Raw genomic sequence first — 22,374 nt, 5'->3', positions numbered from 1 at the left:
CAGTTGCTTCGTAAAGCAGGAAGACCCCGGTCAACGCCGGGGTCTTCTTATTGCTGGCTGCTCGCGCTGTGGCAGCGGGATTATCGCCAGTCGTCGCGGGCCTGCTGCTGGTCTGCGAAGACCTGGTCGAAGCGGTCAGTCTTCTTGACGAGAATGTCGCCCTGCGCGACGGGTTGGTTCAGCAGGACGGCCTGCAGCCGGACGAGCTCGAGCATCGCGAGGAACATGCAGATCAGCGCGCGCTCCGTATGCGTATTGTGCAGCAGACGGCGCAGCGAGACGGGCTTGTCTTCCATGACCAGGCGGCGCTTCACGTAGTCGATCATCTGCGCCACCGTGACGGACTCCTCGTTGACGTCGAGGACCGGCCGTTGCCGGACGCGATCGAGCACTTCGCGGAAGATTCGCACCAGGTCCACGGTGTCGGCGTCGATCTCGCGTTCGGCGCTGGTATCGAGCTTGAACTCGCGGATGCCGGGGTTGGTCCATGTGGCTTCCTCGATCTGCTGCTTCTGCAGCAGCATCTGCGCGGCGGCCTTGAAGCGCTCGTGCTCGAGCAGGCGCTCGACCAGCTCGCGGCGCGGGTCTTCGGAGTCGGCGCCGGTGACGTCGCTCGGGTCGCGCGGCAGCAACGTCTTCGACTTGATGTGGATGAGCAGCGAGGCCATGTAGATGAACTCGCCCGCGGAGTCGACGTCGGTCTGCTTCAGCTGGTGCGTGTAGTCGAGGAACTGCGCCGTGATGCGCGCAATGGGGATGTCGTAGATGTCGATGTTCTGCTTGCGGATGAGGTCGAGCAGAAGGTCGAGAGGCCCGTCGTAGACCTGACCGACGGTCACGGAGAAGGGCGACTGCGAGGCCTCTTCTTTCTCTTTGTCCTTGTCCTTATCCCTGGCGGCGCGCTTCGGCTCGGGCTCGGGAGCAGGCGCGGGGTGCTTCAGAGCAAAAGGCTCATGTGGCACCGGCGTAGCCATGGCTCCGACGCCCGGGGCTGCGTGGCTCGCAGCCTCAACAGATGACTCAGGTGTTGCTTCGGGATTGCGGATTTCGTCGGACATAAATGGCGTCAGCGGAGACCTGCGGCTTTCAGTACCGGAAGCATAGTGCGTGCAGCGAACTGGCTCGCGCGTCCAGCGCCAGCCTCAAGAACATCGTCTACCTGCTTCGGATTCGCCTCGAGGTGACGGCGCCGCTCCTGAATAGGAGCAAGCTCCTTGACGACAGCGTCGGTTAGCCAGCCTTTACATTGGATGCAGCCGATCCCCGCAGTCGTACACCCCTGGCGCACATTCTGTAGCGTCTCTTCGGTGGAAAAGACCCTGTGTAGATCAAAGACAGGGCAGACATCTGGATTGCCTGGGTCAGTACGGCGGATGCGTGCCGGGTCGGTGACCATGGGCTTGAGCTTGGCGCGCACGACATCCTCGGGGTCGGAGAGCAGGATGGTGTTGCCGTAGCTCTTGGACATTTTGCGACCATCGGTACCGGGGAGCTTTGGGCTGGGCGTAAGCAGAGCCTTAGGCTCAGGAAGAATCTGCTCAACGACCTCGTTCTGCGAGATCTCCGCTGCGAGCCTTTCTTTATCGGAGTGGGCGTGCCGGATGGCCGGAGTGGGCCGCGAGGCGTAAAGCTGGTTGAAGCGGCGCGCCACCTCACGCGTCAGCTCAACGTGGGCCACCTGGTCGGCTCCAACCGGCACGAAGTCCGGCTGATAGAGCAGGATGTCAGCGGCCTGGAGCAAAGGGTAGCCAAGGAAGCCGTAGGTATTGAGGTCCTTCTCGCGTAACTGTTCCTGCTGGTCCTTATACGTGGGCACGCGCTCCAGCCAGCCCAGCGGCGTGAACATTCCGAAGAGGAGATTAAGCTCGGCGTGCTGGTGGACGTGAGACTGCACGAAGATGGTGCAGCGCTCCGGATCGAGTCCGGCGGAGAGAAAGTCAAGGGCGACCTCGCGGATGTTGCTCTGAAGCCCGCTTGGATCGGCGTAGTCGGTCGTCAGGGCGTGGTAGTCCGCGATGAAGAAGTAGCACTCGTACTCGTGCTGCAGCTTCACCCAGTTGTAGAGCGCACCCATGTAGTTGCCCAGATGGAGCTTGCCCGTGGGGCGCATGCCGCTGAGGACGCGGGGCCGTGGTGTGGAGGGGGTCGCGATGGTCATTCCGTTCAACTAACGATGATACGGGAAACTTCCGCGCTACAGCGCAGCGAGGATGTTGTCGAAGGCTGTCCGCAGCGGATACAAGAAGACGCGGAAGATGAAGCTGCCGGCCACCAGCATGAAGATCCAGAGCGCTAGGATTCCCATGCGGTCGTAGATTTGCAGCGCCTTGTAGGGAAGGAAGTGGCGCAGAATGTGGCTGCCATCGAGTGGAGGGAAGGGAATCAAGTTGAAGACGAACAGTAGCAGATTGATGAGGATGATGAAGTAAAGGAGAAGCGCAATAGGGAAAAGGGCCGGCAGGTTCACGGTGGAGACACCGCCTCCGTAGGTGGCTAAGACCATCGCGGTTTGGACAGCGATGGCGCCTCCGCCTACGGCGTGCTTAATAATCAGCAGCAGAATCAGCGCGACGGAGGCGAGCAGAAGGTTGCTGGCGGGCCCGGCGAGCGTGACGAGAATGTCGTCGCGCATGTAGTTCTTGAAGTTGCGCGCGGTGACTGGAGTGGGCTTGGCCCAGCCGATCAGCGGCCAGTGGTAGACCAGCGCGATGAGCGGCATCAGCACGGAGCCAAAGGGGTCGAGGTGCTTCAACGGGTTCAGCGTGACGCGGCCCAGCATGCGAGCCGTGGGGTCTCCCAGGCGCCATGCCGTCCATGCGTGTGCGCACTCATGCACACTGAAGCCGAGGACCAGCGCGACTACCTGGAAGAGGATGAGGACAATGTCCTGATTCATGATGATTCAAGTTTACCGGAGCGCCGGAAATATCTCGCTCGCAGCCGGGGTTGCATTCCACTTCTAGCTGACGCTAGCGTCCTTTTTCATCTTCACCTTCGCCGGAATCCCCACCGACACAGACGAGGGCGGCACGGGCTTCGTCGCGAGACCCATTGCCCCCAGCATCGCATTCTCGCCTATGTCTGCCCCCGCCAGCACCGTCGCGTGATAGGTGACGCGGGCGCGCGGGCCGATAACCGTCGGTTTGTTGGTCACATCGGCCTGCACGTTGATGTCATGCGTGTGCGAGTAGATGTTGGCGTAGTCGGAGACGCTGGTGCCCTCACGCAGAATGATCTCGCCGCGGTCGTCGAGCATCACGTTCTTGTGAATCGTGCAGTTGTCCTCGATGGTCAGGTTGTAGCCGAAGGTGAACTCGACGTTGTGGAAGATCTTCACGCCTTTGCCAAGGTGCCTGAAGATGTGTTTCCCCAGCATGCAGCGGAAGCGGAAGCCGAGCCAGTGGTTCAGGCCCAGCGGCGAGCGGTCGAACATCTGCCAGAACCAGATCAGCGGCTTGCGAACGGCGTACTTTTCCGCGTCGATGTCGCCGTAGTACTCGGGCTCCAGCGTCACGTTGCGCGGGTCGAAGGACTCCAGCAGGGCGAGGGTTGCCAGTTCGGTTGAGAGCGTCGCCCGGATGCGGCCGCCGTGCTGTCTCGCCAGGTACATCTGGTAGAGCTCGTCGCGAACAATCTCCGAGCGGCGGTCGACGGACTCGTGCCGCGTGAACTCCTCGTTGAGCTGGGCCAGCCAGCGGCGGTAGATGGCCTCAGCCTCGGGAGTCGGCTTCAGCTCGCGGTAGACGTAACGTGCCATGGATTCTCTCTCTTCTTCGTAATTGCAGGTACAGGGACGGCAGCGATTCTATTCGATGGCGAAGACCGCGTGCACAGTCGCGGTCGTCTCAATCTCGCGCGGGTTGATCGCCAGAGGCTCAACGTCCTTCATGGCCTGGGCGGCCATCGCGCGCACGAGCGGTCGCGGGCCGGGCTGTTCGTTGCTCGCGTAAAGCAAAGCGCCCAGCTTTACATTCAGGCTTGTGGCCATCTGCTCGGCCTGTGCGCGGGCGCGCCTCAGCGCCTTGGCAGCGGCCGCGGCCTCGGGAGCGTATTCGTCCTTGAAGCTCCAGTCGATCTGGCCGGACTGGTTGGCTCCCGCCTTTACGGCGGCGTCGAGCGTCTTCGCCGCGTTATCGGCTGCGGTCTTCACGGTCCAGCTCTGCGCCACCTCGAACTGCCGCTGCGCGCGCTCGGCCGGGGTGAGCTTTTCGACCAGATACGGCTGCACTGGTGTGACGGCCTGGCGCTCACTCTGGATGGTTTCGGCCGGAATGCCAGAGTCCTTCAGCGCCTGGACGATGGCGTTTGAAATCTTCGAGCCATTCGCATAGGCCGCGTCCGAGTTCGGGCCGTAGGCGAGGAAGCCCACGTGCACCGTCGCCACATCGGCGATTGCGGTCACCTTGTCGGTGGCCGTGATGGCGATGGTGCGGTTGTCTTTGCTCACCTGGATGGCCTGGGCGTGGGCCGGGATCGCGAGACCCGCGGCGCAGAGGGCGAGCGTGGCGGCTCGGAAGATATTCATTCGTTTTCTCCTGTTCGGTTGATCAGATCTGCCAGTGTTGTCTTGTGTTTTTCGTTGGTCGTGCGCTTCTGTTTAGGGTCTGGCAGCACGCGTTCAGGAGGCGGCGTGCCGACGCGGGTTCGAGCGTTTGCCTTGGCCGCCTTGATCTTCGAGAAGGTCTGCTTCTTCGTTTTACTCATCCGTTCCTCGGCAACGCGCTGTGCTGCGAAGCCCATAGCGATTATGCAATACTTTGTTCGCACGGTCTGGTGACGAACCGGCTTGCCAGAGTGCGGACCGGTGCGAGAGTGCCTTCCAGGGCTGTCGCAGACCGGCGAGGTGCAGGAATGGAAGAGCGGGAGTTTTTCGACGAGCGGGCTGAGCAGCGAACCCACACAATGACCTGTCCGCACTGCGGCCAGCAGGCGGAATACGAACTGAGCTGGATGGTGCGTCGAAAGAAGGCGCAGCTTCCCCGCGGAGCCGATGAGCGCGATCGCGCCCGCTTCGCCAAGGCGCAGAGCTACATGGTCAGGCGTGACGATCTCGTGGGCTGCAAAAACATCCGTTGCCGCAAGCGGTTTGAGGTCTCCGGCATCCAGTCGGTGGCATTTATCTAATAAACCTCGGGAATTGCGAATTTTCAGCTTTTCCCGTCCGCACGCTTTACGGCTGAATGATCATTCAGTTATGCTTTCGCCTGCTGGACGAAGACCTGTCTCACTGCGTTATCTCTCCGGCTCGACTTGCTGTGATTTAATGGAGCCAAGCTGATCGCTCCACAAGCAACAGCGATTCGAGCCGGAAAGAAAACTCGAGGAGACGAGCAAAGAATCATGGCCAACACACTGCTGCCCATCGAAGAACGCAACTTGACCCCTGAGGAGGTCGAACGCTTGGACAAGCGCCGCCGTAGCGGACAGGCTTGCCTGGTGATCTGCTTCCAATGCCTCATCGTGGCCACGCTGGTCACCCTGTGGGCCGGTCAGGACCTGACGCTTTCGCCGGGCCTTGCACACCCAATGGTTTATTGGGACATCATCACGTTTACGTTGGCTGCGATCTTCGGCATTACCGGTCTTCGTCTGCGCCGCGGGACCAACGAGTTCTTTAGCTACTAAAGGCCGGTGACCGGTCGTTAGCTTGCTGGAAGCCTCGGCAACCCGCGGAGATCGTTCGGGAGATCGTTCATGGTGAACGTCGTACTCTGACGTCTCTGTGAACGTCGATGAGGTCGAAGGGTTCGGATGGTTGCTGAGGCGCTTCTGGCGGTAGTGGGTACCCGTGGTCTTGCGGGTGCGATGCTCTTTCTCCAACAGCCGGATTTTCATCCACTCCGCGTCGCTCTGGCTGAGCCGGAGCACTTCTCGTGGCTTGAGAGCGCCCTTCTCATCCTCTGCATCGCGACCTCACTGGGGCTCTTCTTCAGGCGCTTCGGTCCCATCCTTCGGAATATCCTCCGCTCCAAAAAAGACGCTGACTTCTCGCTGCATCCTATCGGCCGCCGCGTCTGGGACTTCGTCTGGGAGGTCCTGTGCCAGGGCAAGGTCATCCGTCAGCGTCCGCTGCCCGGCCTCGCCCACGCCTTCGTCTTCTGGGGCTTTCTCGCCTTCGCGCTGGTCAGCCTCAACCACATGGCAAGCGGCATGCGCCTCGGTTTTCTCCCGCCAACGAGCCTCATTGGAGGCTTCTACTTCATATTTGCTGCGCTGTGGGCGTTGCTGGTCGCGGTCTCCATTGCAGGCCTCTTCATCCGCCGCTTCTTCGTACGGCCCATCTGGCTGGGCAAGAAGCTCTCCTATGAGTCCGGCTTCATCTCCTTCCTCATCTTCCTCCTGATGGTCACGTACCTCGGGGCGTTCTTCGTCGTGGCGGGAGGAACAGCAGTCAAGGCTCTCTGGTGGACCCACACTCTCGCGCTGCTCGTCTTCCTTCCGCTGATCCCGCACACCAAGCACCTCCACCTTGTGCTCAGCCCGATTACGGTCTTCCTCAAGCGCGACGGCTTCTCGAAGATACCGCCGCTCTCTGGCGACGAGGACTTTGGCCTGGTTGCAGGCAAGGACGTCACGCAACTCATCTCGCTGCAGACTTATAGCTGCGTCGAGTGCGGCCGCTGCACCGAGCATTGCCCGGCATCCACGACAGGAAAGGTCCTCAACCCGAAGGAGATCATCCTCGGGATGCGCAGCTACCTCAACGAGTTTGGCCCCACTTCCGAGTGTGTGTTGCTCACCGAAGGCCGAATTACTTCGCCTGACAATCCTCCGGCGAAGTACCTCAGCATGGAGGCCGCCTTCGAGTGCACCACCTGCGGAAGCTGCGAGTTCCAGTGCCCGGTCGGCATCCAGCATGTGCCCATCATCGTCGGCCTGCGACGCGGCGCATCGAACACCGGCGCGTGGGAGGACGACTACGGCACCAAGCTCTTCCTCGCGCTGGAAAAAAACGGCAACGCGCTCGGCCTCAGCGCGATGGAGCGAGACAAATTTATCCAGAAGCAGGCCTTCCCGATCTTCGACGGCACGCAGGAGTACTGTCTCTGGCTCGGCTGCATGGGAGGCTACGACCCCAAGGGCCGCGAGATCATCGCCGACTTCGCGCGCGTGATGAAGCACCTCGGCACCACCTTCGGCGTCCTCAAGAAAGAGAAGTGCACGGGCGACCCGGCGCGGCGCCTCGGCAACGATCTCGTCTTCCAGACCCTCGCCGAGTCCGGCCTTAAGGCCTTCGAGACCGCGAAGGTGCAGAAGATCGTCGCCATCTGCCCGCACTGCGTCCGCACCATCGCCAACGACTGGCGCGAGTTCGGCGTCGCTCCTGAGATCGAGCATCACTCTGAGTTCATGGCACGCCACAAAGACCGCCTGCCGAAGCAGTCGAGCGGCGAGAGCATCGTCTACCACGATCCCTGCTACCTCGGCCGCTACCAGAACATCTACGACGAGCCGCGCGCCGTCGTCGCGCAGGCTGGTTCGCTCGTCGAAGCGCCTCGCTCGCACGAGCGCAGCTTCTGCTGCGGAGCCGGCGGCGGACTCGCCTTCCTCGGTGAAGAGCAGGGCGAGCGCGTCAGCCACGTCCGCGCGAAAGAGCTTGCAGGCACCGGCGCGCAGGTCGTCGGCACGGCCTGCCCGTTCTGCAATACGATGTTCCGCGATGCGTTGTCGGCGGTCAGCCAGGCCCCGCCGCAGTTGCTCGACATCGCGCAGTTGACCGCCCGGGCATTGCCCGCGCAGGAAAGTTCAGGAGGAGTGCAGTGAAGATTGTCGTAGCTATCAAACAGGTTCCCGAGCGCGATGCGCCGGTCCGCGTTGCCGCCGACGGCAAGTGGATCGACGAGGGAGACCTCAACTACACCATTAACGAGCCCGACGCCTACGCGCTCGAAGAGGCGTTGCAACTCAAGGAGAAGAACGGCGGCCAGGTCATCGTCGTCTGCGCCGGCCCCGAGCGCGTGCAGACCACTCTCCGCGAGGCTCTCGCCAAAGGAGCTGATCGCGCCATCCACATCGAGGCCGACGACCTCGGCTCACGCGACACGCTCGGCGTCGCCCAGATTCTCGCGGATGCTGTGAAGGCCGAGTCGCCCGATCTCATCCTCACAGGCTTGCAGTCCGACGATCTCGGCCTCGGCCAGACCGGCGTCGTGCTCGCCGAGCTGCTCGGCATCCCGCACGCGACCATCATTATGCAGGTCGAGCCCACCGGTTCCGGTCTCAAGGTCAAGCGCGAACTTGAAGACGGCTGGTTCCAGCACGTCGAGATGCCGCTGCCCGCGCTCCTCACCATCCAGTCCGGTGGCAATAAGCTGCGCTACGCCACGCTGATGGGAATCAAAAAGGCGAAGACCAAAGAGTTGAAGACAGTCGCAGCGTCGGACGCCTCGGCAGCGCCAGCCATAGCGCTCGAGCGCGTCTACCTGCCCGAGAAGCAGAAGAAGACCGAGATGCTCACCGGTTCGCCCGATGAGGTCGCGAACAAGATCGTTGAGAAGCTGAAGTTTGAGGTGAGAGTGATATGAGCGGAGTCCTTGTAATCATGGAACAGCGCGGCGGCGCATGGAACCGCATGAGCTTCGAGGCGCTCGCCGCCGGTCAGCAGCTTGCGGCAAAGCTCGGCGTCGAGTGCTCGGCCGCCGTCATCGGGAAAAGCATCGACTCGCTCGGCTCCGAACTCGCAACAAAAAAACTCGCCAAGGCCGTCGCTGTCCAGCATGACCTCCTCAGCGTCTACACGGCCGACGGCTACGTCGTCGCGCTCGAACAGCTCATCAAGCAGGCGGGCCCGGCCTACGTCCTTCTGCCCCACACCTACCAGGTGCGCGACTTCGCCCCAGCGCTCGCCACGCGCTTCAGGCAGGTACTCATCAGTGACGTGATCGCCATTCGCCATGATTCCGCTGGCTCCGCGGGCCCGGTCTTCGTGCGCCAGCTCCTCCAGGGCAAGCTCAACGCCGACTACCGACACACCGCCTCCGGCCCCTGCTTCATCTCGGTGCAGGCAGGGACCTTCCGCTCCGACGCGGTCGAAGAGGGAAGCGCGACCGTCGAGGCATTTACTCCGCAGCTCGACTCCGCACAGCTTCGCAGCAAGCCCGGCGAACTCTTCCGCGAGTCAGCCCAGACCGTCGACCTCACCGCCGCGCCGGTCATCGTCTCGGTCGGGCGTGGCATCGGCGAGCAGGAGAACATCAACATCGTCGAAGAGCTCGCGGCCGCGCTCGGGGCAGAGCTCGCCGCCTCGCGTCCCATCTGCGACAACGGCTGGCTGCCGATGGAGCGTCAGGTCGGAAGCTCCGGCCAGACCGTCTCGCCGAAGCTCTATCTCGCCGTCGGAATCTCAGGCGCGATTCAGCATCTCGTTGGGATGAAGGGCTCAAAGTCCGTCATCGCCATCAACAAGGACGAGAACGCGCCCATCTTCGAGGTGGCCGATTACGGCGTCGTTGGAGACCTCTTCGAGATCGTCCCCGCCCTTACTAAAGCGGTCCTCGCCGCCAAGGGGTAATGGCGGCTTTGGTCTCGCGACTATACTGTGGGAAGGGCGCTGCTGAAGCTTCGGCAGCGCCCGCGCATCCAAAAGATGACGCAGCCCATGGCCACCTTTGTAACTGACATCGCGAGAGAAGGCGACGAAGCCCGGCTCCCCAGTCCGGAGGGAAGGCTGCGCGACAAGTTCGGCCGTCAGATCACCGATCTCCGCGTCTCCGTCACCGATCGCTGCAACTACAAGTGCGTCTACTGCCGCACAGGCAACGAAGGCGCGCAGTACACCGAGCTGGCCATCGCGGACTACCTCCGCATGGTAAGAATCTTCGTCTCGCTCGGCATCGAAAAAGTGCGGCTCACTGGCGGCGAACCCCTGCTGCGTCGCGGCCTCGTCGATATGGTTCGGGAGCTGGCGAAGATGGGCACGGCCTACCTTCCCGACGGAACACCGACGGACGCTGGCCACCCTCTCGACATCGCCCTCACCACCAACGGCCATCTGCTCGAAGGGCTCGCCGCCCCCCTCAAGGAGGCTGGCCTCGGCCGTGTCACTGTCAGTATGGATGCCGTCGATCCCGAGACCTTTGCCGCCATCACGCGAGTTCCGCGCAGCTTCGATCGCGTCCAGGCGGGCCTCCGCAAAGCGAAAGAGGTCGGCCTCGGCCCGGTCAAGATCAACTGCGTCCTGTTGCGCGGCTTCAACGATCACGAGATCGAGCAGTTCGCCGAGTTCTCCCGCCGCGAAGGCGTCATCGTGCGCTTCATCGAGTTCATGCCCCTCGAGGAGGACCGCAGCTGGCGCCCTGAGACCGTCGTCCCCATGGACGAGCTCGTCGCCCGCCTCGGCGCCTTCCGCCCCTTGGTCGAGCTTCCGCCACACGCTGCAAGTGAGACTGCAAAGAGGTTTACCTTCGACGACGGGTTGGGCGAGATCGGCATCATCGCGCCCGTCTCGCGTCCCTTCTGCGGGCACTGCAGCCGGGTCCGCCTCACCTCCGATGGCAAGATCCGCACCTGCCTCTTCTCGCAAAGCGACCACGACCTCTACGGCGAGATGCTGCGCGGCGGAACCGACTCCGACCTGCGTGCGTATGTAAGAAAGATTGTCATGAAGAAAGAGGCGCGTCATCATATAGGCGAGCCCGGTTTCGAGAAGCCGTCACGAAATATGGTTCATATTGGTGGATGACTGCAACTTTCCTGTCCTGGCTGCGTTAAATACCGCATCGCACCCTTACTTAGGTAGATTTGTTTTGAACGGGGTAAGTTCTGTGGCTAAGGACAGGTCTTGAAGGACCGTCAAAAGTTCGAGGTAATTGATAGCCGCCAGCTGGATCACCTTCGGGTCTTCCACGATGTCGCTCGCGCACTTACCTCCAGCCTCGAACTCGAGGAGATTCTCAGCGCCATCATGGACAAGATGGCCCAGTTCTTCGGGCCGGAGCGCTGGTCGATGCTCATGGTGGACGAGGCCGAACAGACCCTCTACTACGCCATCGCGGTTGGCGAAAACGCCCAGAGCCTCAAAGGGCTGCGTGTCCCCCTCGGCGAGGGAGTGGCTGGTTGGGTCGCGAAGACCGGCAATCCGCTCGTCGTGCCTGACGTCTCGCTCGATCCTCACTGGTCGGCGTTCGCTGCGAAGCACCGCGACCTCAACATTCAGTCCATCGCCTGCGTTCCCGTACGCTCGGGAGACAAGACGCTCGGAGTCATCCAGCTCCTCAACAGCAAGCTCGACCTGCTCTCCGAGTACTCCATCTCGTTCCTGCGCATTCTCTGCGACTACGCGGCCATCGCTATCCAGAACGCCCGCTCCATGACGCTCATTCAGGAGCTCACCATCACCGACGACGTCACAGGGCTCTTCAACGCGCGCCATCTCTACACCCTGCTCGGCGAGCAGATCGCCATTGGCCGGCCGTTCAGCCTGCTCTTCGTCGATCTCGACCACTTCAAGGCGGTCAACGACACTCACGGGCATCTGGTCGGCAGCCGCCTGCTGGCCGAGGTCGGCAGCCTGCTGAAGCGCTCGCTTGGACCGGCCAACTCCGCCTTCCGCTACGGCGGCGACGAGTTCGTGGCGCTGCTCCCCAGCATGGGGAAAATCGCCGCGACCGGTGCGACCATGACGCTGTGCAACGATCTCCGCTCGGCTCGCTTCCTAAGCGGCGCCGGCCTGTCACTGGCTGTCTCCGGCAGCTTCGGGCTTGCGACCTACCCGGAGGACGGCGACTCCGTTCCCAGCATCCTTCGCGCCGCCGACACCATGATGTATCAGGCCAAGACTACACGCGACAACGTCGCCATCGCAGGACGCGGCCTGCAGATCGACCACGCACCCATCCCCGCCATTCCCCGCGGATCGCGCCCCTCGGAGACTGCCCTCGGAGCTGACGTCATAGACGCGTTCCGCGGGTGAGTGACAGCGTGATTGTGTGGCGGCGGCGCAGCGGGCGCCGTGCTCTCATAGGCCCCTATGCTGGTGGGGTTGAGCCTTGCCACTCCGTCGTAGTCATCGGTCAGGCCTACCGCCGCGCCCGCTCCGATGGCGTTCGTGCTTGCCGGGGTCAGGTGGAAGTCGATAGCATCAAGCGCGGCTTCGCTCGTGAAGGTTGGCTCAACCGCTATCTTCGGGTCCGCGCACGAGCTGCCCTTTTCCGTCGGGCAGGTACGCATGTTGAAGTAGATGTTGTGATCTGCCGCGACAAACGGGTTTGCCGGGACCCCGTTCATATAGAAGACTCCGGGAGTCTGGCCAGCCCTCGGACTCACATAGCCGATGTGCAGGTTGTTCTGGAACGTGATGTTTGGTTGCGTACAGGTCACATTGCGACCGCACTCGATGTCGTACGAAGTCTCCCCGTACCCCGCAAAGCTGTTGTTCTGGAATGTGTAGGTTCCCCCGTCCATCACGGCGAAGGTGATACCATCCCCCGCCGCGCGGCAGAAGTCGCTCAGCCCCGTGCTGCCGGGCCAGTCCCCGATCGGCTGGGACATTCGGCTGCAACTGTGCACCGTGACGTTGTTCTGGAAGACGACCTTCTTCATCGCGCCCATCTTCCACTGCTGCCCCTCGTTACCGTAGGAGGTGGAGTGCGTGATTGAGATCTCGCTGCCGCTCGTGTGCAGCAGATCAAACCCATCCTGGGTGTTGTACCGGAAGGTGCAGTGGTCGCACGCAAAGTTGAGCGGCGTGTCAGGGGTCCCGATCCCATCGCCGTATCCACCGTTGTTGTCGTCATAACAGCTCCGCAACGGGTATTGGTGTGTGATTGGGTACTCTTCGTTACAGCCGTTCCACTCCACCGTGAGGTGGCTGGCTACTACTGAACCGCTCACCGTAGGAGTACGCGCGCCGTCGTCGAAGTTCCATCCCGCCGCCCCGTTGGCCGCAATCCGCACGTTCGTGGCGGTCACCGTGCCGCAAATTGGGCCGACGATGCCGTTTTTGGTGAAGCCATGGATGTTCACGTCCTCGAGGGTCAGCCCACAGGTGCCGGTTCCGGTCCAGATTCCGTTGTCCGCAAAGTCGCTGAGCGGGTAACTGGTATTGCACGGTATTGGATCGGCTCCGTATTTGGAGCACGAACCGTGGTCGGTCACCTCGATGCCTTTGATCGTGACTCCCGGTGAGTTTTTCAGGTCGAAGACCGTCCCCGCGCCGTACCCGCCGAAGATCTGCGTTTTGCTACTCCCGTCTCCTACCCAGGTAGTGTTGGCCGGAACGCTGAAGCAGGGGGCGTAGGGGTTGCCGTGCTCGGAGAGGCCGCCATCGTCGTTGACGTTCGGCCCCAGATAGCCGCAGCGGTACTGCCCGGCGTGGATCACCACCGTATCCCCCGGCTTCATCTTCAAGGCCAGCAGCGCCGGGGTGGAGAAGGCGCAGTGGGTGACTCTCGGTGCACAGGGAGCATCGGCCAGGCCGTCGGCCGTCAAGGCCCCGTCCACGCGCACGTACCAGGTTTTAGGCGTAGGGGTCTGCATCCCCAAAACAGCAAGCAGAGCCGAGAAGATTAGTTTCAGCATGGCAATTCTCCCATAGAAAACTAAGCAGAGTTTTCCTGTTTCACGCTAGTCCACCCGGCAGGTAACCGCCAACCGCATTTCGCGCATATCATGCACGCCACTACTGCCAGTTGTGGCGCTGCATCGTTTTTGTGGGAGAATGGTGCGCCCGAGAAGATTCGAACTTCTGACCTACAGCTTCGGAGGCTGCCGCTCTATCCAGCTGAGCTACGGGCGCATTATCTCTAGCCTAGCATCTGTTCGCAACCCACGCCACAGCCAGGGATCCCGCCCGAAGAGTCCTGAGTTTCATCTGCTGCCTCCCGGTTCATAGGTTCGAAAATCTGACCGGCATCATACCACTGACGATCCCGCTCCTTTCGTGCCGCCTGCGAGCGCACGGGAGAGGTCTGTAGCAGGTTGACAGAATCCCCCACAGCGTCGAGCATCGAATCGCAAGCTAAATCAAAGGAAAGCGAGACTCTCCCGCATGTTCGCACGCTCCATCGCCTCTCTGGCCTGTACCGTCCTCCTCGCCACAGCCAGTCTGGCGCAAGCCAAGCCTGTCCTGAGCCCTCCTGAGACCGCCACCGTCGCGCTTGACGGCAAGACCATCGCCATCAAGTACGGTGCCCCCTCCATGCGCGGCCGCAAGATCATGGGAGAAGTCGTCCCCTACAACGAAGTCTGGCGCACCGGAGCGAACCCAGCCACCACGTTCGTCACAAAGGCAAACCTGAAGATCGGCTCGGCCACGGTTCCCGCCGGTTCCTACACCCTCTACACACTACCTTCAAAAACCGAGTGGCTGCTCATCATCAACAAGCAGACCGGGCAGTGGGGCACGGAGTACCACCAGGATCGGGATCTCGTCCGCATCCCCATGAAGGGCACAACACTCGCGTCACCGCAGGAGAAGATGTCCATCTCGTTCGAGAAGACCAGAGGCAACGCCACGGAGCTGCACGTCCGCTGGGAGAACACCGACGAGTCCGTCTCGATTACAGCTCAGTAGCTGCTACTTCGTCTCGGAGGCCTCGCGCTCGAGCCGCAGCTTCTCCATGACCGACGAGACCAGCTCCTTCGCTCCATTCAGATTCGCCAGCACAGCCTGCAGATCGAGCGCCGGAACCGTAGGGTTCCGGTTGCTCGTGCAGTACACGCCATGCTGTCCAACCAGAATCAGCGCATCGGTCAGCACATCGAGCGTCACGGCGAGCCGCCCCCTCGCCTCGCCCATCATGAACTCATGCTTCTCCAGTTCCGCATGGCGGTCGTCTCCGAGGTAACGGAAGCGCTCCACGCTACCACTCCTTCGCAGCGGTATCGATCGTCACGCCGTTCGGCGCTGCCGGCGCTTTCCATCGCAGCACCGGCTTGCGCGCCGCCGTCGTCTCATCCAGCCGCCTCAGCCGCGTCGTATGTGGGGCCGTCTTCACAATCTCCGGATTCTCCTCGGCCTCGCGCGCAATCTGCTGCAACGCATCGACCAGAAGATCGAGCTCTTCGCGGCTCTCGCTCTCGGTAGGCTCAATCATCATCGCGCCCGGAACGATCAGCGGAAACGAGACCGTGTACGCATGGAAGCCATAATCCAGCAGCCGCTTGCCCATGTCGCCCGTTCTCACGCCATTCTTCGCCTGCAGCTTGTCCGAGAACACGACCTCGTGCATAGACGCCGTCTTGAAAGGCAGATCGAAGTGCCCGTTCAGCTTCGCCCGCAGATAGTTCGCGTTCAGCACTGCATCCTCGGTCGTCTGCCGCAGACCATCCGGCCCGTTGGCCAGGATGTACGCCAGCGCGCGGATGAACATGCCGAAGTTGCCGTACCACGCGCGCACGCGGCCCACCGTCTGCGGCCGGTCATAATCGAACGTAAGCTTGCCATCGGCCTTCGTGGCCAGCACGGGCGTCGGCAAAAACGGCTCCAGAATCTTCTTGCAGGCCACCGGCCCCGACCCCGGGCCACCGCCTCCATGCGGCGTCGAGAACGTCTTGTGCAGGTTCAGGTGCATCACATCCACGCCGAAGTCACCCGGCCGCACCTTGCCCACCAGCGCATTCATGTTCGCGCCGTCCATATAGAGCAGCGCGCCCTTCGCGTGAAGAATGTCGGCGATCTTGTGGATCTCGCTCTCAAACACGCCGATCGTCGAGGGATTCGTCAGCATCAGCGCCGCGGTGTCCTCATCGACCAGCTTCTCCAACTCGGCCAGATCGACCATGCCCTCGGCGTTCGACTTCAGGTTCTGTATCTCGTAGCCGACCACCGCCGCCGTCGCCGGATTCGTTCCATGCGCCGAATCCGGAATCAGAACCTTCTTCCGCGCATTGCCCTTGCTCTCGTGATACGCCCGCGCCAGCAGGATGCCCGTAAACTCCCCGTGCGCGCCCGCCGCCGGCTGCAGCGTGATCGTGTCCATGCCGGTGATCTCGATCAGGCAATCGCTCAGCACCTTCATGATCTGGAGCACGCCCTGCGATACCGCCTCCGGCTGATACGGATGCGCCTCGGCCAACCCCTCCAGCCGCGCCACCAGCTCATTCACGCGGCCGTTGTACTTCATCGTGCAGCTTCCCAGCGGAAACATCCCGAGGTCGATCGCATAGTTCCACGTCGAAAGCCGCGTGAAGTGACGCACAATCTCAATCTCCGAAAGCTCCGGCATCACGCCCAGATCGGTGCGCACCGCGTCACCCAGCAGGGAAGCAGCATCCACCGCCGGAACATCCAGCTCGCTCAGCCGGTACGCCTTCTTCCCCGGCGACGACTTCTCGAAGATCAAATCCTCGTTCTGATTAACGTGGCTCGTCGCCTTCTTCGGTGTTCCCACAAACTTCTTGTCACTCATCAGCGTTCCTCAAAACTCCATCTGATCTGTCGGTGAACCCGTCGCCGAGTATGCCCCGGCCTCCGGCCCATCAAGGTCCTCCTCGCGCAGCGAAAGCGCGAGGACCGTACCATTCTCCAGCTTCACCGTCAGCGCGTTCCCCTCATCAAGCTCAGCCTCTTCGACGGTCTCGCCGATCTGCGCGCAAAGCGAATTCCGATACTCCGGTTCGCCAAAGGCGACGGAATAATCGCTGAGCAACACAGCCGGCCACGCATACAGCGTCAACAGTGGCCCATCGAAGCGAAGCTGCAGATAGTCCTGCACGAACTCCACAGCAGTCAGCTCCTCCCCGACGATGGCCGAGATATTCATTGCGCTTCAGCCCTTCAGCGCAGCGGCTGCCGCATCAATTTGCCGCTTCGTCGTCAGCTCGGTTGCGCACCACAAGCTCGCGCCTTCGCCAAGCTCCGGATACCACTTGTGCAAAGGCAATCCGCCGATGATCTTCTTCTCCAGCAGCCCAGCATTTACCTGCTCAGCATCCTTGCCCAGATCGAGTACAAACTCATTGAACCGAGGAGCGCCGCCGAACAGCACCTTGCCGCTCTTGCCCAGCGTCTGCGCCGTATAGTGCGCCTTCGCCAGGTTCTGCTCGCCAAGCTCCTTCAATCCCTTGCCATACACGGTCAAAAACACCGTGACCATCAGCGCGACAAGAGATTGATTGGTGCAGATGTTCGAAGTAGCCTTCTCGCGCCGGATATGCTGCTCGCGCGTCGAGAGCGTCAGCACAAACCCGCGCTTGCCGTCCATGTCCTTCGTCTCGCCGGCGAGACGCCCAGGCATCTGCCGCAGAAACTTCTCCTTGCACGCGATCACACCGCAGTACGGCCCGCCGTAACCCACCGGAACGCCAAACGACTGCGCCTCCATCGCGACAATGTCCGCTTCCTTCGGAGGCTTCACAATCCCCAGCGACACAGCCTCGGCGATCGACACAATCAGCAGCGCGCCCTTCTTGTGGGCGATGTCGGCGACCGCAGCCACATCCTCAATCGTCCCGAAGAAGTTAGGCGACTGAATCAGCACGCACGCCGTGTCGTCCGTAATCGCTGCATCCAGCTTCGCCAGATCCACGCGGCCCGCGTCGGTGTAGTCCACCAGCGTCAGTGGAATCTCCTGGTGCTGCGCATAGGTCGTCAGCACCTCGCGGTACTCCGGATGCACCGTCCGCGCAACCACCGCGCCGTTACGGCCGGTCACACGGACTGCCATCATTACAGCCTCGGCCGCGCCGGTCGAGCCGTCATACATCGACGCATTCGAGATTTCCATGCCTGTCAGCTCGCAGATCATCGTCTGGAACTCGAACAGCGCCTGAAGCGTGCCCTGCGCGATCTCCGGCTGATACGGCGTGTAGCTCGTCAGAAACTCGCCGCGCGAGACAACCGTATCGATCAGCACTGGGCGATAGTGCCTGTAAGCACCCGCGCCCAGAAAGCTCGCATACCCCGTGGCATTCTGCTCGGCAAACGCCTTGAAGTGTTCAATCACCTCCTGCTCGCCATGCTGCCGCGGAACATCCAGATCGCGCGTCAGCCGGTACTCAGCAGGGATCGTCGAAAACAGATCGTCGATCGAAGCCACGCCAATCTCGGCGAGCATCTCCTGACGGTCCGCAGGGGACTTCGGCAAATAACGCATCGTTTAGTGTCCGGTCTCTTCGCTGATGAACTTCTCGTAATCGGCCGCCGAAAGCAGGCCATCCAACTCCGCCGCGTTGCTCACATCCACCTTCATCAACCAGGTGGCGTTTGCGTCGGCGTTGATCTTCTCCGGAGCATCTTTGAGTGCGTTGTTAATCTCGGTCACTGTGCCGCTCACAGGCGAGTACAGGTCCGAGACCGCCTTCACCGATTCGACCGAGCCGAAGATTTTCCCGGCCTCAAGGATGTCGCCGACCTTCGGCAGGTCGACAAACACAATATCGCCGAGCGAGTTCTGCGCATAATCGGTTATGCCGACCGTGCCCTTGGCGCCGTCGACGTTAATCCACTCGTGTTCCTTCGTGTACTTGTAATTCGCAGGATAGGACATAGATGTCTGGGGATCTCCTCCTTCATTGTAGTGCGTCCAGCATGGAAATTGCTGGTCCGGGTCATGGGAACGTCAGCGAGGACCAAATGCCGGATACGGCTCGAGCTGCGTCACCGTTACTACCTCCAGCATCCCTCGCTGGGCCAGGGGAAGTGTCGCTGTATTTGCCCGTACCTCGTCCTCGTTCGCTGCCTCGGCCAGAATCACCGCGCCCGGCGCGTCCTTCCGCCTCCAGATTGAACGGACATACCCCGCGGCGTAGAGTTCGCGCACTCTCTGTCCCTCGGCCTCCAGCAGCTCAGGCGTCCATGCCTCCGGCGGAAACGCATCCATTCGCCGCCGCGTCACAATCAAAAATTGCACACTCTCACCTCGCGCTATCCGCGCCTGTTTGATCTACTTCTTTGCCCGCTTGTAGAACGGCGTCGGGACCACCTTCGCCTTCACCATCTGGCCGCGAATCTCCACCGCGACCTCCGTCTCCAGCGCCGACGACTCCACCGGCACATACGCCAGCGCGATGTTCTTCTTCAAGAAAGGCGCAGGTGACCCGCTAGTAATCTCGCCGATCCGCTTACCGTCGAGCGAGAACACCGGATACCCGTCGCGCCCGATTCCGCGCTCAATCATTTCGAGGCCAACCAGCTTTCTCTTCGGCCCGCCCTCTTCCTGAATCTTTACCAGCGCATCGCGTCCAACAAAATCGCCCTTGTCGAGCTTCGCGTAGCGCCCCAGCCCCGCCTCAAACACATTGATCGTGTCCGAGATCTCGTGCTCATACAGCGCCATCGCCGCCTCGAGCCGCAGCGTATTCCGCGCTCCCAGGCCGCACGGCAGAATCCCGAACTCCTTGCCGGCTTCCAGCACCTCGCCCCACACTCGCGCGCTCGTCGGTTCGTCCGAGGGAATGTAAATCTCAAACCCATCCTCGCCCGTGTAGCCCGTCCGCGCGATCATCACGTTGTGTAGCCCGCACACCTGCCCCCACGTGAACCAGTAGTTCTTGATCTGGCCCAAGTCCACCGGAGTCAGCTTCTGCAGCGTCTCCGCCGCCCTCGGCCCCTGGATCGCAAGCTGCGTGTAGTAGTCGCTGTAATCGTTCACATGCACGCCCGGCATCTGGCCAATCGTCTGCCGAACCCACTGCACATCCTTCTCGCGCGTTCCCGCGTTGATCACAATCAGGTAGTCATTGTCCGAGAGCTTGTGCACGATCACGTCATCCACAAAAGTCCCGTTCGGATACAGCATCGCCGAGTAGTGCGCCTGCCCCACCTGCAGCTTCGAAGCATCATTCATGCACAGCCGCTGCACCGCCGCCAGCGATCCCGGCCCGCGAAGTTGAATGTCTCCCATGTGCGACACGTCGAAGACGCCCACAGCCGTCCGCACCGCCATGTGCTCGGCCGTCAGCCCGCAGCAATCTACCGGCATGTCCCAGCCGCCAAAGTCCACCATCTTCGCCTTTGCGGCGCGGTGTACGGCATTCAAAGCAGTCTTACGAAGGGGAGTTTGAAGTTCTGACAAGATTTTGACCTCTAAGTCATCCTAGTTTGCCGGTGCGGCTCGGTCAACGAATTGGGCATTGCCACTGAGGACCGGGTGTGGCATTGTTTCTTCAATCTTCCTCACTGCGAGGTACTTTTTGGGATTTGATCGTGTGTTCGTATTTCTCTCTGCCCTTACCCTTGCCTTGATCGGCTCCGCGCCGGCTCAAAACATACCTGAGCCTATCCCCGGAGTGCAGATCACAAACGGCAGCTTCCCATGGGCCGTCGATGTCTACGAAGGCAAACAGCAGCTTGTGCCGATTCACCATACAAACGTCGGAGTGAACAACCACAAGGGAGCCAATGTTGCCGGCTCGCTTGCCGGAAGTGTCTTTTACAAACCCAAGATGACTACCGAAATCGAAGGAGCACATGCCCGCGTAGCACTGCATACCGACAAGCCTGTCTTCTATGTCCACGTGATGGACGACGATCCGGGCGGGGACTCCTCCACCAATCTACTCGCTAATTGGGCCATTGTTCGTGCCAAGGTTGACAAGGACCGCCGTATCCTCGCTCAGATCAACTTCACGCAACTCACCGGTAACGCAAAACGCCGTGACACTCAGGTCGACGCCAACGGCGAAAAATTCTCCGACGGTTGGTTGAAGATCACACCGAAAGAGCCTCTTGCAGTAGGCGAGTATGTTCTTCAGCCAGTTCCAAGAGTGGCGAACACCTTTTCGACGGTTGTCTTTGACTTCACCATCGACCCCAAGGCCCCAAACTCGTCGGAGGCGCGGTCAGCGCCGGCCAAGTAAATCCCTACACCACCACCGACTCCCGGTACTCCCCAAATACGTCACGCAGCGTATTTGCTATCTCCCCCACAGTCGCACAGCTCTCCACCGCATTCACAATCCTCGGCATGAGGTTCTCCCCGCCTCGTGCCGCGTCTTCCACTCCGCGCAACGCCGCAGCATGTACACCCGAATCGCGACGCGCCCGCAGCGCCCGCACCCGCTCCACCTGCCGAGCCTCCAGCGCCTCATCAATTCGTTGAATCGGCACCGCGACCTCATCGCTGGTGAACTCATTCACTCCAACGACGATTGCATCCTTCTCATCCACCGCCCGCTGATAGGCATACGCCGCATTCTGAATCTCCCGCTGCACATAGCCCTGCTCAATCGCACGCAGCATCCCATACTTGCCGCCTCCTTCTTTCGAAGAGGAAGACCGTTCGAAGCCCGCAATCGTCTTCATGTACTCCTCCGCGCGCCGCTCGATCTCGTCCGTCAGGGACTCCACATAGTACGACCCCGCCAGCGGATCGACCGTCTGCACTACGCCGCTCTCGTGCGCCAGAATCTGCTGCGTCCGCAGCGCAGTCCTCGCCGCCTGCTCGGTCGGCAGCGCGAGCGCCTCATCGAAGCCATTCGTGTGCAGCGACTGCGTCCCACCCAACACCGCAGCCAGCGCCTGCAGCGTCGTTCGCACGATATTGTTCTCCGGCTGCTGCGCGGTCAGCGTCGACCCCGCCGTCTGTGTATGAAACCGCAGCATCCAGCTCCGCGGGCTCTTCGCGCCGAAGTGCTCCTTCATGATCCGGGCCCACATCCGCCGCGCCGCACGAAACTTTGCGACCTCCTCCAGAAGATTGTTATGCGAGTTGAAGAAGAAGCTCAGCCGCCCTGCAATCGCATCCACATCCAGCCCCGCATCGAGCGCCGCCTGCACATACGTCATGCCATCGGCCAGCGTAAACGCCACCTCCTGCACCGCGGTGCAGCCGGCCTCGCGCATGTGGTAGCCCGAGATCGAGATCGTATTCCACTCCGGAACCTCACTCGCCGCCCACGCAAAGATATCCGTCACCAGCCGCATCGCGTGCTCGACCGGATAGATGTACGTCCCCCGCGCGATGTATTCCTTCAGGATGTCGTTCTGAATCGTCCCGTTAAGCCTTTTCACCTCTGCGGCCTGCCGCTTCGCCACTGCCACATACAGCGCCAGCAGGATCGAAGCCGTCGCGTTGATCGTCATCGAGGTCGAGATCCCATCGAGCCGGATCCCGTCGAACAGCCGCTCCATGTCTTCGATCGAATCGATCGCGACCCCAACCTTGCCCACCTCACCCAGCGCATACGGTGAATCCGAGTCATACCCGATCTGCGTCGGCAGATCAAAGGCGACGGACAAGCCCTTCGTCCCATGCGCCAGCAGAAACTTGTACCGCCGGTTCGACTCCTCGGCGTCGCCCATCCCCGCATACTGCCGCATCGTCCACAGCCGCCCGCGATACATCGTCGGCTGAATCCCTCGCGTGAACGGATACGCTCCCGGCTCACCAAGCTGCGCAGCGGCGTCGAACCCCTTCAGGCTCTCCGCGTTATAAACCAGATCGACAGGAATCCCAGAGCTCGTTTGCGGTGTCTTCGGCATCACGCGCACAA

23 protein-coding genes and 1 tRNA gene are annotated in these 22,374 nt (G+C 61.5%); 9 read left to right on the top strand and 15 right to left on the bottom strand.

From position 1 onward, the window contains the following. Positions 1–80 precede the first annotated feature (80 nt). From OHL16_RS13230 to OHL16_RS13205, 6 genes are all read right to left on the bottom strand, one after another. Positions 81–1,058 carry a segregation and condensation protein A gene (locus OHL16_RS13230; RefSeq protein WP_396127199.1) on the bottom strand — a complete coding sequence of 326 codons (978 nt, stop codon included), beginning with the start codon at positions 1,056–1,058 and terminating at the stop codon, positions 81–83. Positions 1,059–1,066: 8 nt separating this feature from the next. Then, the gene (gene trpS / locus OHL16_RS13225) at positions 1,067–2,158 is read right to left on the bottom strand and encodes a tryptophan--tRNA ligase (protein WP_263367639.1); all 1,092 of its coding nucleotides are present in this window, start codon (positions 2,156–2,158) and stop codon (positions 1,067–1,069) included. A 36-nt stretch (positions 2,159–2,194) separates the two neighbouring features. Continuing rightward, the gene (locus tag OHL16_RS13220; protein ID WP_263367638.1) at positions 2,195–2,896 is read right to left on the bottom strand and encodes a site-2 protease family protein; all 702 of its coding nucleotides are present in this window, start codon (positions 2,894–2,896) and stop codon (positions 2,195–2,197) included. A gap of 63 nt (positions 2,897–2,959) precedes the next feature. After that, a complete protein-coding gene (locus OHL16_RS13215; RefSeq protein ID WP_263367636.1) occupies positions 2,960–3,757 on the bottom strand; it encodes an acyltransferase in 798 nt (265 codons plus the stop codon). A 48-nt stretch (positions 3,758–3,805) separates the two neighbouring features. Then, positions 3,806–4,525, bottom strand: coding sequence for an SIMPL domain-containing protein (locus tag OHL16_RS13210; RefSeq protein ID WP_263367635.1), 720 nt, complete (start codon positions 4,523–4,525; stop codon positions 3,806–3,808). Then, the gene (locus tag OHL16_RS13205; protein WP_263367634.1) at positions 4,522–4,740 is read right to left on the bottom strand and encodes a hypothetical protein; all 219 of its coding nucleotides are present in this window, start codon (positions 4,738–4,740) and stop codon (positions 4,522–4,524) included. The genes OHL16_RS13210 and OHL16_RS13205 overlap by 4 nt, the downstream gene beginning before the upstream one ends. Before the next feature lie 111 nt (positions 4,741–4,851). Here OHL16_RS13205 and OHL16_RS13200 point away from each other — a divergent pair, with 111 nt between their 5' ends. The 7 genes from OHL16_RS13200 to OHL16_RS13170 all read left to right on the top strand — a co-directional run bounded on the left by OHL16_RS13200 (position 4,852) and on the right by OHL16_RS13170 (position 11,911). Then, positions 4,852–5,124, top strand: coding sequence for a hypothetical protein (locus OHL16_RS13200; protein WP_263367633.1), 273 nt, complete (start codon positions 4,852–4,854; stop codon positions 5,122–5,124). A 216-nt stretch (positions 5,125–5,340) separates the two neighbouring features. Continuing rightward, positions 5,341–5,625, top strand: coding sequence for a hypothetical protein (locus OHL16_RS13195; protein ID WP_263367632.1), 285 nt, complete (start codon positions 5,341–5,343; stop codon positions 5,623–5,625). A gap of 126 nt (positions 5,626–5,751) precedes the next feature. Next, entirely contained in the window at positions 5,752–7,764 is a 2,013-nt protein-coding gene (locus OHL16_RS13190; protein ID WP_263367631.1) for a (Fe-S)-binding protein, read from the top strand. Then, the gene (locus tag OHL16_RS13185) at positions 7,761–8,525 is read left to right on the top strand and encodes an electron transfer flavoprotein subunit beta/FixA family protein (RefSeq protein WP_263367630.1); all 765 of its coding nucleotides are present in this window, start codon (positions 7,761–7,763) and stop codon (positions 8,523–8,525) included. Before OHL16_RS13190 ends, OHL16_RS13185 begins: the two co-directional genes overlap by 4 nt. After that, entirely contained in the window at positions 8,522–9,511 is a 990-nt protein-coding gene (locus tag OHL16_RS13180) for an electron transfer flavoprotein subunit alpha/FixB family protein (protein WP_263367629.1), read from the top strand. Before OHL16_RS13185 ends, OHL16_RS13180 begins: the two co-directional genes overlap by 4 nt. A gap of 87 nt (positions 9,512–9,598) precedes the next feature. After that, positions 9,599–10,681, top strand: coding sequence for a GTP 3',8-cyclase MoaA (gene moaA, locus OHL16_RS13175; RefSeq protein WP_263367628.1), 1,083 nt, complete (start codon positions 9,599–9,601; stop codon positions 10,679–10,681). 99 nt (positions 10,682–10,780) lie between these two features. Continuing rightward, entirely contained in the window at positions 10,781–11,911 is a 1,131-nt protein-coding gene (locus tag OHL16_RS13170) for a GGDEF domain-containing protein (RefSeq protein WP_263367627.1), read from the top strand. 1,747 nt (positions 11,912–13,658) lie between these two features. Here OHL16_RS13170 and OHL16_RS13165 read toward each other — a convergent pair. Continuing rightward, positions 13,659–13,735: transfer RNA gene (locus OHL16_RS13165), tRNA-Arg, on the bottom strand. 252 nt (positions 13,736–13,987) lie between these two features. Here OHL16_RS13165 and OHL16_RS13160 point away from each other — a divergent pair. After that, entirely contained in the window at positions 13,988–14,512 is a 525-nt protein-coding gene (locus tag OHL16_RS13160) for a DUF2911 domain-containing protein (RefSeq protein WP_263367626.1), read from the top strand. Between the two features lie 3 nt (positions 14,513–14,515). On the opposite strand, the gene OHL16_RS13155 is transcribed toward OHL16_RS13160, so the two are convergent. From OHL16_RS13155 to gcvT, 7 genes are all read right to left on the bottom strand, one after another. Then, a complete protein-coding gene (locus OHL16_RS13155; RefSeq protein WP_263367625.1) occupies positions 14,516–14,800 on the bottom strand; it encodes a hypothetical protein in 285 nt (94 codons plus the stop codon). A gap of 1 nt (position 14,801) precedes the next feature. Beyond that, positions 14,802–16,349 (bottom strand): aminomethyl-transferring glycine dehydrogenase subunit GcvPB, encoded by a 1,548-nt coding sequence (gene gcvPB, locus OHL16_RS13150; protein ID WP_263367624.1) that lies wholly within the window; start codon positions 16,347–16,349, stop codon positions 14,802–14,804. A 9-nt stretch (positions 16,350–16,358) separates the two neighbouring features. Next, positions 16,359–16,703, bottom strand: coding sequence for a hypothetical protein (locus OHL16_RS13145; RefSeq protein WP_263367623.1), 345 nt, complete (start codon positions 16,701–16,703; stop codon positions 16,359–16,361). A 6-nt stretch (positions 16,704–16,709) separates the two neighbouring features. Continuing rightward, entirely contained in the window at positions 16,710–18,035 is a 1,326-nt protein-coding gene (gene gcvPA / locus OHL16_RS13140; protein ID WP_263367622.1) for an aminomethyl-transferring glycine dehydrogenase subunit GcvPA, read from the bottom strand. A gap of 3 nt (positions 18,036–18,038) precedes the next feature. After that, positions 18,039–18,428, bottom strand: coding sequence for a glycine cleavage system protein GcvH (gene gcvH, locus OHL16_RS13135; RefSeq protein ID WP_263367621.1), 390 nt, complete (start codon positions 18,426–18,428; stop codon positions 18,039–18,041). A 72-nt stretch (positions 18,429–18,500) separates the two neighbouring features. Beyond that, positions 18,501–18,791 carry a muconolactone Delta-isomerase family protein gene (locus OHL16_RS13130; protein WP_263367620.1) on the bottom strand — a complete coding sequence of 97 codons (291 nt, stop codon included), beginning with the start codon at positions 18,789–18,791 and terminating at the stop codon, positions 18,501–18,503. A gap of 33 nt (positions 18,792–18,824) precedes the next feature. Continuing rightward, complete coding sequence (gcvT, locus tag OHL16_RS13125) at positions 18,825–19,955, bottom strand: glycine cleavage system aminomethyltransferase GcvT (protein WP_263367619.1); 1,131 nt, start codon at positions 19,953–19,955, stop codon at positions 18,825–18,827. 133 nt (positions 19,956–20,088) lie between these two features. Between gcvT and OHL16_RS13120 the strand changes: the two genes are divergently transcribed. Beyond that, positions 20,089–20,739, top strand: a complete 651-nt coding sequence (locus tag OHL16_RS13120) for a hypothetical protein (RefSeq protein WP_263367618.1) — start codon at positions 20,089–20,091, stop codon at positions 20,737–20,739. A gap of 4 nt (positions 20,740–20,743) precedes the next feature. Here OHL16_RS13120 and OHL16_RS13115 read toward each other — a convergent pair whose 3' ends face one another. Continuing rightward, a complete protein-coding gene (locus OHL16_RS13115) occupies positions 20,744–22,363 on the bottom strand; it encodes an acyl-CoA mutase large subunit family protein (protein WP_263367616.1) in 1,620 nt (539 codons plus the stop codon). Positions 22,364–22,374: the final 11 nt, after the last annotated feature.

Origin of the sequence: Edaphobacter bradus (genome assembly GCF_025685645.1) — a bacterium.
GTDB classification, from domain to species: domain Bacteria; phylum Acidobacteriota; class Terriglobia; order Terriglobales; family Acidobacteriaceae; genus Edaphobacter; species Edaphobacter bradus.
This window is presented reverse-complemented; position numbering and strand designations above follow the sequence as displayed.

Bases quoted from the DNA above. Each gene is read 5' to 3' on its own strand.
- gcvPB (WP_263367624.1), bottom strand. From the start codon at position 16,349: ATGAGTGACAAGAAGTTTGTGGGAACACCGAAGAAGGCGACGAGCCAC.
- gcvPA (WP_263367622.1), bottom strand. From the start codon at position 18,035: ATGCGTTATTTGCCGAAGTCCCCTGCGGACCGTCAGGAGATGCTCGCC.
- OHL16_RS13180 (WP_263367629.1), top strand. From the start codon at position 8,522: ATGAGCGGAGTCCTTGTAATCATGGAACAGCGCGGCGGCGCATGGAAC.
- gcvH (WP_263367621.1), bottom strand. From the start codon at position 18,428: ATGTCCTATCCTGCGAATTACAAGTACACGAAGGAACACGAGTGGATT.
- OHL16_RS13195 (WP_263367632.1), top strand. From the start codon at position 5,341: ATGGCCAACACACTGCTGCCCATCGAAGAACGCAACTTGACCCCTGAG.
- OHL16_RS13190 (WP_263367631.1), top strand. From the start codon at position 5,752: ATGGTTGCTGAGGCGCTTCTGGCGGTAGTGGGTACCCGTGGTCTTGCG.
- OHL16_RS13200 (WP_263367633.1), top strand. From the start codon at position 4,852: ATGGAAGAGCGGGAGTTTTTCGACGAGCGGGCTGAGCAGCGAACCCAC.
- OHL16_RS13115 (WP_263367616.1), bottom strand. From the start codon at position 22,363: ATGCCGAAGACACCGCAAACGAGCTCTGGGATTCCTGTCGATCTGGTT.
- OHL16_RS13160 (WP_263367626.1), top strand. From the start codon at position 13,988: ATGTTCGCACGCTCCATCGCCTCTCTGGCCTGTACCGTCCTCCTCGCC.
- OHL16_RS13210 (WP_263367635.1), bottom strand. From the start codon at position 4,525: ATGAATATCTTCCGAGCCGCCACGCTCGCCCTCTGCGCCGCGGGTCTC.
- OHL16_RS13205 (WP_263367634.1), bottom strand. From the start codon at position 4,740: ATGGGCTTCGCAGCACAGCGCGTTGCCGAGGAACGGATGAGTAAAACG.
- OHL16_RS13215 (WP_263367636.1), bottom strand. From the start codon at position 3,757: ATGGCACGTTACGTCTACCGCGAGCTGAAGCCGACTCCCGAGGCTGAG.
- trpS (WP_263367639.1), bottom strand. From the start codon at position 2,158: ATGACCATCGCGACCCCCTCCACACCACGGCCCCGCGTCCTCAGCGGC.
- OHL16_RS13230 (WP_396127199.1), bottom strand. From the start codon at position 1,058: ATGTCCGACGAAATCCGCAATCCCGAAGCAACACCTGAGTCATCTGTT.
- moaA (WP_263367628.1), top strand. From the start codon at position 9,599: ATGGCCACCTTTGTAACTGACATCGCGAGAGAAGGCGACGAAGCCCGG.
- OHL16_RS13145 (WP_263367623.1), bottom strand. From the start codon at position 16,703: ATGAATATCTCGGCCATCGTCGGGGAGGAGCTGACTGCTGTGGAGTTC.
- OHL16_RS13220 (WP_263367638.1), bottom strand. From the start codon at position 2,896: ATGAATCAGGACATTGTCCTCATCCTCTTCCAGGTAGTCGCGCTGGTC.